Origin of the sequence: Sphingomonas bisphenolicum, assembly GCF_024349785.1 — a bacterium.
In the GTDB taxonomy this organism is placed as follows: domain Bacteria; phylum Pseudomonadota; class Alphaproteobacteria; order Sphingomonadales; family Sphingomonadaceae; genus Sphingobium; species Sphingobium bisphenolicum.
The window spans coordinates 636337-649478 of sequence record NZ_AP018817.1 but is presented as its reverse complement, the minus strand read 5'-3'; the positions used below and the strand labels follow the sequence as shown (position 1 = coordinate 649478).

Below are 13142 nucleotides of genomic sequence, written 5' to 3'. Positions count from 1 at the left end.
GAGTCAGGAAGTGGCGCGGTGTCGTGCGGCGCGCCTGTGGGGCTTGCCAGACGGTCCGTTTCCACTCCCTGCTCATCGAACCGGACGTGCAGATCTCCCGCATCCGGCTCTCGGACAAGACATCACGCCTTCACCCACGGCGGGCCGCGGCCACGTTAGCCAGACGCACGAGGCCGAAGCGCTCGTATAGCTCAGGGTCGTGATAGGCTCCCTCTCGCCGTCGTCTGGTCTTGTATTTGGCGCGCAGCCACCGACGCAACCGCACCACTGCGTAGCTGTCGACGGCCCGATATGCTCTGCTGGTAGTGCCAACCGAGAAGTAGTTGGCCCATCCGCGCAGCACCCGGTTCATCTTGGCCACCAGATATGTGGTATCCTGCCATGTACGCGCTCGGTCCGTCAGTTCGTGGATCGTTGCGATCACGCGCTGAATGCTTTTCTTTGATGGCCGGTGGCCCATATAGGCTTTGCCGGTTTTCGCGGAGTACATCGTACCGAACGTGTATCCCAGAAAATCGAACGTTTCGTCCGGCACCTTGCAGATGCGTGTCTTCTCCTCGTTCACCGTCAGCTTCAGCTTCTCCATGAGCCCGCACATGTGATCGAGCGCAGCTTCCGCGTTGCCCTTCTCACACAGGATCACGAGGTCGTCGGCATAGGTGATGAGCCGCGAGCCAAGGCGTTGCCCAAGGCCGAGCTTCCGCCATCCCAGCACGAACCGGCGCATGTAGATATTCGCCAGCAGCGGTGAGATGGGTGATCCTTGCGGGATACCGCGCCGCTGATCGCGCGCCTGCGTCGTTCGCTTCTTCCGGCCCCTGTCGTCCGTTTCCTCGACAGCGCATTCCAGCCAGGACTTGATCAGATGCAGCACGCGCGGATCGACGATCCGGCGCGACACTGATTTCATCAACTCCAGGTGTGGGATGGTGCCAAAGTAGTCGGCAAGGTCGGCGTCCACGACATCCGGACGGCCACGGAACAGCTGCTCCTCCACCTCAACCACGGCCTGCTGGGCATTGCGCCCGGCGCGATAGGCATAGATTTCCGGTGGAAGGTCGGCTTCGAAGATCGGCTCAAGCACCAGCATCGCTGCTGTCATGCAGACCCGATCCCGCACGGTGGAAATGCCCAGCGGCCTGAGTTTGCCGTTGGCTTTTGGTATGTAGACACGTCTGATCGGTTCCGGCTGGTACGTCTCCTCCCTGAGCGCAAGCGCCAGTTCCGCCAGCCACCGCTCGGCGCCATATTCCTCGATGTCTGTCAATCGGCGTGCAAACGGGACCCCTTATCGGCGCGCAAAAGGGACCCCCTGTCTGGATTGCGCACGGTTGATGTGACGGGCTTCCTTGCGCTGCGCGCGGCGTAGGGAGGGCTACGCCCTCCCTACGCCGCGCGCAGCGCAAGGCATCTTCTAATTGATGCCCGCTGGGGCGGATCAGCTGCGGTTTTTGAAGCGCCAGCTGTCATTGCCGGTCTCGACGATGTCGCAATGATGGGTGACGCGGTCGAGGAGCGCGGTGGTCATCTTGGGATCGCCGAACACGGTGGGCCACTCGCCAAAGGCGAGGTTGGTGGTGATGATGACACTGGTCTGCTCATAGAGTTTGCTGATCAGGTGGAACAGCAACTGGCCGCCTGATCGGGCGAACGGCAGATAGCCCAGTTCGTCGAGTACGATCAGATCGAGACGGGATAGCTGGGCGGCGAGAGCGCCACTCTTGCCGATCCTGGCCTCCTCTTCGAGGCGGGTCACCAGATCGACCGTGTTGAAGTAGCGGCCCCGGGCGCCTGAGCGCACAACATTGGCGGTGATGGCGATGGCCAGATGGGTCTTTCCTGTGCCTGTGCCGCCGACCAGGACGATATTGCGCCGTGCGGGCAGGAACGCGCCGCTGTGCAATGAACGCACCAGCCCCTCGTTGATCGGGGCACCCTCGAACCGGAAGGCATCGATGTCCTTCACGACTGGCAGCCTGGCAGCGGCCATCCGGTATCGGATCGACGCGGCATGACGATGCGTCGCCTCCGCTCGCAGGAGGTCGGTCAGTATCTCCATGGTGGTGCGCTGGCGCTGAAGGCCTGTGGTGACGGCATCGTCGAACGCGCCCGCCATGCCCTTGAGTCCAAGCCCGCGCATGGCCTCGATCATATCATGCCGCTGCATCGAAGGTCCTCAGCTGGTCGTAACGGGCGCAGTCGGCGATCGGGGGATGGCGCAGAGCCCCATCCTCGGAGGTGAGGATCGTCAGCGGACGCGGCGGTTCCCGGCGTCGTGCCAGGATGTTGAGGATCAGGTCGTCGCTCGCCGTGCCCGTCGCCAGTGCCTCACGCACAGCGGCTTCGACAGGCTCCAGGCCATCGGTCAGTACGGCCGACAACACACGGACGAACCGGCGATCAGCATCGTCGCCATTACCCAGCTTGCGGCGCAGGCGGGCAAGCGCCGGTGGCAGATCCCAGTCCTGGAAGGGGGCACCGTTCCGCAACGCGCCTGGCTTGCGGGCCAGCACCGGCAGATAATGCCAGGGATCATAGATTGTGCGGTTGCGCCCAAAGTAGCGAGGATGTTCCGCGACAACCTCTTCGCCGCAGCGAACGACGATGCGATCGGCATAGGCGCGGACCTGTACGGTGCGTCGTGCCACCGTCGAGAGCACCGAGTAGCGGTTGCGGTCGAAGCTGATCAGGCAGGTGCCGGTCACGGCATGCTCGCTCTCATTGAAGCCGTCGAACGGTCCCAGCATCGGCTGCAGCGCAGATCGTTCTATCTCCAGCACCTGCGCCACGGTCAGCTCGCCCTGCTCGGGATGGGGCTGCCGTTCCGCCCAGCGCCGACACTCGGCCTCCAGCCAGCCATTGAGCTCTTCGAGACTGGCGAACCGCAACCGGGGCTGGAAGAAGCGACCCCGGATCGTCTGCACCTGGTTCTCGACCTGACCCTTCTCCCATCCCGCCGCAGGCGAGCAGGCCGTGGGCTCGACCATATAATGGTCGGTCATGATCAGGAACCGCCGGTTGAAGACGCGTTCCTTGCCGGTGAATACGCTCGTCACAGCCGTCTTCATATTATCGTAGATGCCGCGCCCTGGCACGCCGCCGAAGAAGGCAAAGCCGCGCGCATGCGCGTCGAACAGCATCTCCTGGCTCTCGCGAGGATAGGCCCGGACATAGACCCCGCGCGACGCACACAGGCGCATATGTGCGACCTTCACCCGCATCGGTGCCCCGGCGATCTCAACATCTTCGTGGCTCCAGTCGAACTGGTAGGCCTCGCCTGGCCTGAACATCAGCGGGATGAAGGCGATGACGCCATCGCCAGCATCCTTGCGCCGCTCGATCTTCCAGCGCGTCGCATAGCGCCGCACCGCATCGTAAGAACCCTCAAAGCCTTCTCGCACCAGCAGGTCATGGATCCGCGTCATCCGCAGCCGGTCACGCCTGCCGCGCAGCTCGTTCTCTTCCAGCAGCGTGTTCAGGCGCTCCTGGAACGGACCGATCCTGGGCAGCGGCTGAACCTTGCGCTGATAATCAAAGGCGCCCTCCGGCGCTCGGACCGCTTTGCGGATGACCTTCCGCGACACATGCAGATCCCGTGCGATCGCCTTGATCGCCTTGCCTCCGGCATACTCGCGCCGGATCCGAACAACTGTCTCCAAAACCAACATCCCGATCTCGCCGCCTGAAAATCCAGCCGGCTGCTTAAACCATCGAAATGAGGGGTCCCTTTTAGACGCCGATCACCCCGCTAACGGGGTCCTTTTTGCACGCCGATCCACATGTGAGGACATACAGATCGAGGGTTTCGCACCTTTGCGCCATGCTCTCCAACCGGTCGAACAAGGCCGGATAAGTGCCTGATCGTCCCCCGTCGATTACCATGTGATGCAGAGCGCTATCTTGGCCCCAGCTCAAGATCATGCAATCGCCATCCGAAGCGGGAAGCAACGCGAGACGAAAACGGCTGGTCACGATCCGGCCCAGGAATTGATGCGGCGGCGATCTGGAGTACTTGCAATGATCGCCGTCATGGCCTCCCAGGTCCTCCCGAAGCAAAGCGACTATACGCCCCGAGCAAGTCAGATTGTCATATCCCGATGCGACAGCCAAGCCGCGATCGCATGACAAAATGACCGCCGATCCGCAAGAGTAGCCAAGCTGCGGCGATCGACGCTGGACCCAAGGGGCTGCGAAAGGCAACTAGTCGTTCTTGATATGTTCTAAGCGCTTCCGTGGCGCAAGGCAAGCCGTTTCTCGCAACACAATCCAGAGGTCGCGCAAAGTGGCTGACGGTCTACGACTTAAAAGCGGCACTTAGCCAAGTATGCGTCTCGCAAAAGTTGTGCGGGCTCACTTGGGCGTACGCATTTGGGTCTTAAAATCGGTGCGATAACGGCGCATGAGCGTCTCATCGCAACAGTCATAGGCCTATTTGAGTTTGTCCGCAGGCACCTGACCAAGATCGAAGGCGTGAAGCAGCTGACGGGTGTCTAGTCAGTCCAATGTCCGCTTACCGTAAGTGCCATTCTGATTCCGGACAGTCGCAATTGTCCCACCCTCGCCATAAAACGGACCGGCTACGACAGCTCAATTCATCCTGAAAACCGACGATACGCGCCAAACGGTCTTCAGCGAACGTGTACGAACCAAGTCGACCAACCGCGACTGGTGGCGAATGTGTGAATTTGCCATATGTTGGGTCTAAATCGCTGGGAATGACGGTGTATCTGGTGCGCATGCCATTCCGTGCCTTGACCATCGGTACCTGATCTTAGAGGAAGATAGGGTAACCACTAGGGGGAGTTGGAGCCATGGCTTGGAGCAAGAAGACTGTCCGCAACCTGTTGATAGTGATTGCACCGCTGATCGGAGCTAACCCTGCTTCCGCCGACAGCGTCGGCTATCGCTATGACGCATTGGGACGTTTGACAGAAAGCTGCATATACAACTCGGCGACGCAGGACGGCCGTGACGTCGATATCGCTTATGATCAGGCCGATAACCGGACGAACTATAAGTCCATTCTGCTGGGCATGAGACTAAACGCAGGACAGACTTATACCTCCCCCAACGGGCTATATGTTCTGAGCATGCAATCCGATGGCAATCTCGTTCTCTATGGTCCGGCAGGTGCAATATGGGCGTCTAACACGGTGGGAACCGGATCGTTTGTCAAATTTCAGGGCGATGGAAATTTGGTAGTCTATAATGGTGCCGGCATCCCTGTTTGGGCCTCAAACACAGGCGGAAATCGCTGCGCTCGCCTGCAAATGCAAAATGATGGAAATCTCGTAATCGTCTCAGGCGATAACGTCGCGGTCTGGGCTACCAATACCGCGCAGTGAGTGGGGAAGCACCGTTGTCACCATCGGGTTTGACCGCCAGCACCGCTTGGATCAGCGATCTGATGACCGGGAGCATGGCGACTGCGATTGCTACCCTTGCCATCGCCGTGCTGGGCTTTCTGATGTTCAGTGGTCGCTTTGATTGGAGGCGTAGCGCAGCAACTATCATGGGCTGCTTCCTGATTTTTGGCGCTCCTATTATCGCGGGCGGGCTGATGGGTGCGGCGTCAACAAACATGATTGCCAAGCGACAGGTCAGCGAGGAGCCCCTCGTGACGCCACCGACGCCCCGCGCGCCACAACACTATGATCCCTATGCCGGTGCGGCGCTACCGCCCGGCTGGTAACTGCTACAGCGCGTCCTTGTCTGCGATCGTGTGGATGAACCGCTTGCCGCCGCGCCTTTCCAACTGAACGAACAGATCGACCGTGCCACGGATATAATGGGCAATGTCGTCCCGAGTGAGCCGCGTGCCAGATTGCAGGATGATTAGCGCCAATTGCTCGATCGCCTTGGCGGGACTGTCGGCATGGATGGTGGTCATCGAACCGGGATGCCCGGTATTGATGGCGCGCAGGAAGGTATAGGCCTCCGTGCCTCTCAGCTCGCCCAGGATGATACGATCAGGCCGCATCCGCAGCGATGCCTGGAGAAGATCGTCTGCGTTGACTTTGGCCTCACCCAGTTCCCCTTTGACCGCCACCAATCCGACCACATTGGGATGATCGACCTGCAATTCCGGCGTGTCCTCGATCAGGATCAGCCGCTCCTCGCGCGGGATCTCGCGCATCAAGGCGTTGAGGAACGTGGTCTTACCCGTAGAAGTGCCCCCTGAGATCAGGATCGTCTTGCGCTGCCGCACAGCGTCAGCCAGCATCGACACCCGATCGTCGCGACTAATAGCTGGCAGCTCTGCCGCTTCCGGCTCCGGTTCGTCGAACGCACCGCTCCTGGCATAATCCTCCAGCGTGAGGCTGGCCGATACATGGCGACGGATCGCCATGGCGAGCGGTCCCCGCGTCGCAGGAGGCGCAACGATCTGAACCCGCGATCCATCGGGGAGCCGTGCTGACAGCAAGGGATGCTCCCGATTGATGCCCTGATGCGAGAGGCTGGCAATCTGCCGAGCAAGCCGCCAAAGCCCTGCCTCGGTTAACGCAGGGACTTCCTCCCGTTCGATGCCGCCGCCCAGTCGCTCGATCCAGATTTCGCCGGGATGATTGATATAGATGTCGGTGACATCGGGCTGGACCAGCACGCCGGAGATGGGAGCCAGATAGGCGTCCAGAAACGGAAAGTCCGAGAGGGTCGCACCTTCTGGCGCTGCGTCGATCGACCTATGCTGCTCACTCACCGGCGCAGCCCAGTGCCGCTAAAGTCCAGATCCCGCGCCACGAACACCGATATCTCAGCGCCCGAGGCCACCTTGATGGTCGGCGACGGATCGACATTGGGCAGGAAATTCTGACCCGTCGCGCCAATCTGCCCAGGCAGCCCTACAATCACCGAGTTGCTCTTAGGCTGCGAAGCAATGTTGACCCCGATGGTCAGCGCCGATTGCAGCACGGCATTGCCGAACCTCTCGATGAAATGGTTGTTGACCTTGCCGCGGATGCCAGCGCCGCCCAGCACATCGGCAGCAGGGGAGCCGATACGGATGGCGACGCCATCGGGTCGGATAAGTCGGTTCCAGGTCACCAGAACCCGCCTTTGCCCCGGCTTCGAGTCCCCTGCCGCCTCACCGATCAACCGGCTACCGCGCGGGATCAACACGCGCGTCCCATCAAAACCTCTCGCATCCCGCGACACGATGGCGCGCACCAGGCCAGGCCTGCGGCTGTCGATCGGCGTCTCCAGCACGGCGCTAATCATCGATCCCTGGGGTACGAGATTGGCGCGATTGCGGATGACGCTGGCGCGGACGGCCTGATCATCGCCTGCTGCGCCGGATGCGGCAGCCGCATTGCCCAAGCCATCGCCCGAAGCCAGATCAATGATCAGCGGCGAATCACTGCCCTGCGCCCTTGCTCGCGCGGGGGGCGATGTTTCCGTCTGCATTGGCGGCATCGGTGGCATGTAGACCGGCCCTGAAGCCATGGGCTGCGACCGCTCGACCACGGGCGGCACGGGCGGGGTCGGACTCGCGGCGCTGTCGGGCATCACAACGGCCTGCACTGGTTCGAGCATTGGCAGCGGCACCGCCAGCGGTTGCGGCGCGACCAGCATGGCCTCAGTGGGTGGAGCCTTGGCACTGGCCTGCGCGTTACGGCGGCGATTGCCGTCGAGGATCAGAAACAACCCAATCCCCAAGACGACGCAGATGATGGCAATGGCAGTAGCTGACAATCCCGCTGATGGCATGCGAACAACCGGCTCGACGGTGCGGTCATCCATCTCGCTCCTCGGATCCACGCCGTCCTGCATCAGAGCTGCCCCTTGGCAATCTGGCGCACGGCTACCGCCTTGCGCTTGCCCGACCGGAACACGAAGCGCGGCGCGATGGAATCCACCACGAATATGCCCTCGCGCATAGCGCCATTGATCAAAGTCTCATCACCCTGCGCATCGACCGCATAGATGGCCGGGATGGCGACATCGGCCGGCCAGCGGATGATCGTCGCCAGACCATCGTCGGACATCTCGGATGGGATCAACTCCTTCGCGCCTTTGACGCGATAGGCGCTGCGGGTTTCGCTGACCACGGTCGGCGGAGCCATATCGATACCGGCATAGCGGAATCGGACCACATAGGGACTGATGCCAACGGCCGATCCAGGCGCGAGCAGGAAGCTGTAGCGGCGCGCATCGGTCAGGACGATGAGATTGGTATCCATCGCGCCTTCGGTCGGCTTGATGAACAGGTGATCCGCACGCTTGTTGGGCGTGACCTGCCAGCCTCCACTTTCGCCGATTGCGACATTCTCGATCCGTTCGTCCGGCGCGAACTCGATGCTGAGCGCATAACCCATCTGCAAAGGCAGTCGCACGACCTGATCCGCGTCATAATCAACCGTCTGAATGCGAGGGTCGCCCGGAGAAGCCTGTGGCAGCACCTCTGCTTGGGCAGGCGCGCAAAGCAGCAACAGCAAAAGAGGCACGACGGCGCGGATCATTGCTGCGGCATCCTTGCCGCTGAGGACGAGGCTGGCAGCATGGTCGTAGGCTGGACGGTCGCGCCTTGCTGGACCGGTACGGTTTGGACCACCGGCTGGGGCATGGCCTCCTGATCCTTGCGATAATGGACCACCTGGAATCCCAGCGGATTGATCAACCGATCCTCCATCGACATGGCAGCGTCGATGAAACGGTAACGGACAATCCCGACCCAAGCGTCACGCGGTCCTTCGACCTGCCCCTGATCCTGTCGCTCCGTCTCGAACCGCACCTGCGCCGTGCCCGGACCAAGCGGCGAGACGCTTTTGATATGGACGGCAAGTACAGTGGTGCGGGGATAGCGCTGGAAGGGGCTGGCCGGATTGGAGGCGGGCATCATCGCCATATAGTCGCTGCGCGCGCGCTCGGCCGACCAAAGGCCGACCTTGCGATAGTCGGACTGGACGCTGGTGATGTCGAACCCTTCGCGCGCGATCACATATTGGGCCAGCAGCGATTTGAGCAGCGCCTCGTCAGGGGCCAGTGCCTGACGGCCATCGCCCTTTAGCAATTGGACGTAGCCTGTCGTGCGATCCACCAGCAGCGTATAAGGAACGATCGTCTTGAGCGGCATCATGAGCGCGATGGCAACGACCGCAAAGGCAGCGACGCCGCAGGCGATACCCGCAATGATCCAGGCGATCCGGCGCGATTGGCGCAGCGTCTCCTGGCTGTCGTCCGCCCAGCTTGCAGCCCGTGCATAATAGACCTGACGGTCAGATGCCGGCTGGTCGGTCTTCTTGATCTTGTCGTTCATGTCCGGCCATTCCGCTGGCTCATACTCTTCGTCCTGCGCTGATTGCCTGTGCGCCTGTAGCTCTGCCCAAGGGGCGTTGGTCGTGGTTCGATAGCGCCCCGATCAGATATCTCGATCCTCCGCGTCGGGTCCGGTCCCGTTCCTGCAAGGGCGGGCCGCATCCCCCACTGGTCACTAATCTTTATCGCGTCCGACATCATTGCAGCGCGCGAACGGCCTTCTTCCTGCGAGCGTGCAGGATTGGTGAGCGTCACTGCATTTGGCGCGGCTGCTGGAGCCATGGCACGCCAGCGTTCCGACATTCTAGCGCCCAAGGCCCAGCCGCGCTCCAGAAAGCGAAAGCCAGCCCCCATCTTCAGGGCAATGGCCAGCGCGATCAGGGTTGCCAGGGTGAAGATCAAGATGGTCGCCAATATCTCGCCGGGGGCCAGCACCGGCAGAGTGCCCGCCATCATCGCCCCGATCACATTGGCAAGCTGCGGCTCGACGATCGACATCTCGATGCCCAACAACACGCCAGTCGCGACACTGGCGATCGCCGTTCCGAGCAGGGCGCGGACCCAGCCTTCGAAGAGGCCGCGTGTTGCGTCGAACAACAGGCAGGCAAAGAAGAGCGGTCCCAATGCCAGGAGCAAGCCTGCGACCAGCCGGACCGTGACGAGGACGACAAGGCCCGACACCAGCAGCAGGATGCCTGCCGTGGTGAGCAACGGATTACCGGCGAGCGAGTAAGACAGGATCGGCGGCGATGCTGTCGCAATTGGCGCTACAGCCGCCCCTTCTTGAGGTGGTGCGACCGCGATAGGAGCGGGATTGGGAGACGGCCGGGTCAGTTCCGCGATGGTCTGATAGCTGGTCTGGAGCCGCGCAGGAAAGCTGCGCCCCGATCCGCCGCCAGCACCAGGCAGCAACGCCATCACTTCCTGCGGCGCTTCGATGGCAAGATTGTAAACGACCGAACGATAGGCGGACCATTGGGTCGCAAAGGCCAGCACGAGGCCGATCTTGGCGGCCAGCAATATGCCATCGCGCAGAACCAGTTGCTCGCCCAAAAGCAGCCGATAACCCTGGAACGCGATGAGGATGGTGAGAAGCCCACCCAGCGCAATGATGATCGGCGAGTTGCTGGCCGACAGCGCGGCATAGCCGCCTTCGCCCAGCAGTGCGGCCTGGCAATCGACATAGCGGGTAAGCGCCATCGCATAGCCCTGGGCCGCGTCGAAGGGTGCGCAGCTCTCCATCAGGCGACCTTGAGCAGTTCGGGCAGCCAGGCCTGCGGGTCGTCGCCCACGCGGTCGCGTATCTCGTCGAGTAGGCGGACGGTGCGTTCACGACCCGAAAGGATGGTCAGGATATCGCTCTCGCCCGAAAGGTTGAGCCGCGCGACCACGCTGTCATTGCCATGCTTGATCAGGAAACAATGGGCATTGTCGGCAAGGCTACGGACCAGATCATATTCGTGGGCTGTAAGACCGAAGCCGTCGCAGTAATCCTCGCGACGTGCCTTGGCATTGGCCATGAAGATCTGGGTCGCCGCCTGCTCGACGATGGCGCTGGCGATCTTGCTCGACAACGCGTCCTCAGCGCTCTGCGTGGCGAAGCCGACAATGCCGTTTCGCTTGCGGATCGTCTTTTCCCAGTCCTTGATCTTGTGGACGAAGATATCGTCGTCGAGCGCTTTCCAGCCCTCGTCGATGACGATGATCGCCGGGGTGCCATCCAGTCGCTCTTCCACCCGATGGAAGAGATACATCATCGCGGGCGTGCGCAAGGTCGGCGTGTCGAGGATGCGGGTCATGTCGAAACCCACGGTCATGGCAGCAATGTCGGTGCGATCCTCTGCATGGTCGAACAGCCAGGCATGTTCGCCTTCACCCCACCAGGGACGTAGGCGAGACCAGAGATCATTGGCGTGTGGCCGCTCGCTGCCCCGAAACAGCTGGGCGACATGACGCAGACGGCGATGCGACTTTGGCACGGCATAGCTGGCATCGACCGCTTCCTGGATGTGGAGCAGTTCCTGCGGGGTCAGTGGCGTACCGGGCAGCGTCACGAGGCGGCCGATCCAGTCGATGAGGAAACGGCGGTTCTCCGGGCTGTCGTCGATCTGGAGCGGGTTGAGCGCGGCCGACATGCCGGGGCGCAATATGTCGTAAACCCCGCCGATGGCGCGGATGAACAATTCAGCCCCGCGATCCTTGTCGAAGAAGATGATGCGCGGCGCAAACTTGCGCGCCTGGGCGAGCAGGAAGTTGAGCACCACGGTCTTGCCCGAACCCGATGGCCCGATGACGGTGAAGTTGCCCAGATCGCCCTGATGGAAGTTGAAATGATAGGGACCGGCGGCGGTCGATTCCAAGATGGTGACGGCGTCGCCCCAATGGTTGCCGGTGGCCCGGCCGCTGGGGAAATTATGATAGCTCGCCAGGCTTGCGAAATTGCGCGACGAGATCAGCGCGCGCCGGGCGATGTAGGGGAAGTTGCCGGGGAACTGCGCCCAATAAGCGCCTTCCAGGCCGATCTCTTCGCGCACAGCGATCAGGCCAAGATCGGTCAGGGCTGATTGCACTTCGGCGACATGGGCATCGACGACATTCATGTCCGTGCCGCGCACGGCGATGGTGAGATGATGTTCGCCAAAAGCGGCCCGTCCTGCAGCCAGATCATCCTTGGCCCCGCCCAGTTCGCCGCGCAGGCTGAGCGCCTCATCATCCGACGCACGCATACGACGCAGCGCCAGGTTCATGCGGCCAAGCCCAGCCTGGCGATCGACGAAGCCGAAGCTTTGACTCACCACCATCTCGGCAGGCAGGCGCAGCAGGTCATCGAGCATCCCTGGTGTAGTCTGGCCGGGATAATCCTTGATCGAAAGGATGGCCTGAAACTCGCGGGGCATGTCACCGGCCGCCGCCAGCTCGACCATGTCCTGGCCGAAGCTGATCCGGCGGTAGGGGAGATACTCGCCGACATCGCCCTCAGGCAAACGCACCGGGCGCATCTCGCCATTGAGGATCATCGAGAGAAATTCTAGCGGCTCCGAGCAAGGGCCGCGATCGGTGTCATAGACGCTGAGGACGCGCGGCTTATAGTGGCCCAGCGCCGCGACGATCTGCTCGGTCGCTGTGTCGAGCGCACGCTTATCTCCAGCGCGATCGGCCGCCATCGTGCTGCTGCCAGTCAGCTTGCGTGACAGGCGATCGGCGATGCCGCTGCGCCCTTGCATGGGTCGGCGCACGATGGTGACAAAGAGATCGTTCACATAGAGATGCCGCGAACCAAGCCGCGCGCGCCAGGCCTCGTCTAGCCGGGCGCTGAAGCTGTCGGGATAGTCCGCCTCCAGTGACGTATCTACACGCCTGCGGATGATGTGATGATAGAGGGCGAAACGCGAGGAGCCGATCGCCTGGAGCATCGCATCGCGCAGACCCTTGCGATAATTAAGCTCGTCGGTGTCGGCGGTCTCGAACAGGAAGCCGCCCAGATGGACAACCTGCATCAGCAAGCCGTCGCGGGTCAGCAGCGTGTGGTCATCGACCTGCGCGGCATAGGGGAGCCTGCTGCCGACCGACCGCTCGCGCTTTGCCGCCTTCTCGCTTGCGCTCAGGGATGATAGGAATTGCAACGCCAGCGCCGATGGTTGGGAATGCGGGGGCAGCGGGCGGCCTTGACCAGCCATAGCTCGAAGATGTGCGGATCGCGCAGGCAGGCGAGATAGCCGGTGATATGGATGATCACCGCTGCCAGCGGCACCCAGACTGACTTCAGGACGAGGAACAGCTCGGTGGTGACGACCGCATTGATGACGAAGAAGCTGTAGGTGACGCCTGCGAACATTTGCGGACGTGCCAGAGCCACGAACAAAGTGTCGCGGTCGAGATGGCTCACC

The 13142-nt window shown here is 61.9% G+C and carries 12 protein-coding genes; 2 read left to right on the top strand and 10 right to left on the bottom strand.

All coding sequences use genetic code 11. The annotated features are described in order from the left end of the window. Positions 1-130 precede the first annotated feature (130 nt). From ltrA to istA, 3 genes are all read right to left on the bottom strand, one after another. The gene (gene ltrA / locus SBA_RS03105) at positions 131-1267 is read right to left on the bottom strand and encodes a group II intron reverse transcriptase/maturase (RefSeq protein ID WP_261935859.1); all 1137 of its coding nucleotides are present in this window, start codon (positions 1265-1267) and stop codon (positions 131-133) included. Between the two features lie 171 nt (positions 1268-1438). Further along, a complete protein-coding gene (istB, locus tag SBA_RS03100; protein ID WP_261935858.1) occupies positions 1439-2167 on the bottom strand; it encodes an IS21-like element helper ATPase IstB in 729 nt (242 codons plus the stop codon). Continuing rightward, positions 2154-3668 carry an IS21 family transposase gene (istA, locus tag SBA_RS03095; RefSeq protein ID WP_261935857.1) on the bottom strand — a complete coding sequence of 505 codons (1515 nt, stop codon included), beginning with the start codon at positions 3666-3668 and terminating at the stop codon, positions 2154-2156. Before istA ends, istB begins: the two co-directional genes overlap by 14 nt. A gap of 1143 nt (positions 3669-4811) precedes the next feature. Between istA and SBA_RS03090 the strand changes: the two genes are divergently transcribed. Continuing rightward, complete coding sequence (locus SBA_RS03090; protein WP_261935856.1) at positions 4812-5345, top strand: hypothetical protein; 534 nt, start codon at positions 4812-4814, stop codon at positions 5343-5345. 74 nt (positions 5346-5419) lie between these two features. Beyond that, the gene (locus tag SBA_RS03085) at positions 5420-5692 is read left to right on the top strand and encodes a TrbC/VirB2 family protein (protein ID WP_390902372.1); all 273 of its coding nucleotides are present in this window, start codon (positions 5420-5422) and stop codon (positions 5690-5692) included. A gap of 3 nt (positions 5693-5695) precedes the next feature. On the opposite strand, the gene virB11 is transcribed toward SBA_RS03085, so the two are convergent. Genes virB11 through SBA_RS03050 form a run of 7 tightly spaced genes read right to left on the bottom strand, consistent with a single transcriptional unit; the run spans position 5696 to position 13141 of the window. Then, positions 5696-6700 carry a P-type DNA transfer ATPase VirB11 gene (virB11, locus tag SBA_RS03080; RefSeq protein WP_261935854.1) on the bottom strand — a complete coding sequence of 335 codons (1005 nt, stop codon included), beginning with the start codon at positions 6698-6700 and terminating at the stop codon, positions 5696-5698. Further along, positions 6697-7770 carry a TrbI/VirB10 family protein gene (locus tag SBA_RS03075; RefSeq protein ID WP_261935853.1) on the bottom strand — a complete coding sequence of 358 codons (1074 nt, stop codon included), beginning with the start codon at positions 7768-7770 and terminating at the stop codon, positions 6697-6699. The genes virB11 and SBA_RS03075 overlap by 4 nt, the downstream gene beginning before the upstream one ends. Beyond that, positions 7770-8459: a TrbG/VirB9 family P-type conjugative transfer protein gene (locus SBA_RS03070; protein WP_261935852.1), complete on the bottom strand. Its 690-nt coding sequence runs from the start codon at positions 8457-8459 to the stop codon at positions 7770-7772. Before SBA_RS03070 ends, SBA_RS03075 begins: the two co-directional genes overlap by 1 nt. Then, positions 8456-9256: a virB8 family protein gene (locus SBA_RS03065; RefSeq protein ID WP_261935851.1), complete on the bottom strand. Its 801-nt coding sequence runs from the start codon at positions 9254-9256 to the stop codon at positions 8456-8458. The genes SBA_RS03070 and SBA_RS03065 overlap by 4 nt, the downstream gene beginning before the upstream one ends. Continuing rightward, complete coding sequence (locus SBA_RS03060) at positions 9253-10497, bottom strand: type IV secretion system protein (RefSeq protein WP_261935850.1); 1245 nt, start codon at positions 10495-10497, stop codon at positions 9253-9255. The genes SBA_RS03065 and SBA_RS03060 overlap by 4 nt, the downstream gene beginning before the upstream one ends. Continuing rightward, entirely contained in the window at positions 10497-12884 is a 2388-nt protein-coding gene (locus SBA_RS03055) for a VirB4 family type IV secretion/conjugal transfer ATPase (protein ID WP_390902429.1), read from the bottom strand. The genes SBA_RS03060 and SBA_RS03055 overlap by 1 nt, the downstream gene beginning before the upstream one ends. Continuing rightward, complete coding sequence (locus SBA_RS03050) at positions 12857-13141, bottom strand: type IV secretion system protein VirB3 (protein WP_261935849.1); 285 nt, start codon at positions 13139-13141, stop codon at positions 12857-12859. Before SBA_RS03050 ends, SBA_RS03055 begins: the two co-directional genes overlap by 28 nt. Position 13142: the final 1 nt, after the last annotated feature.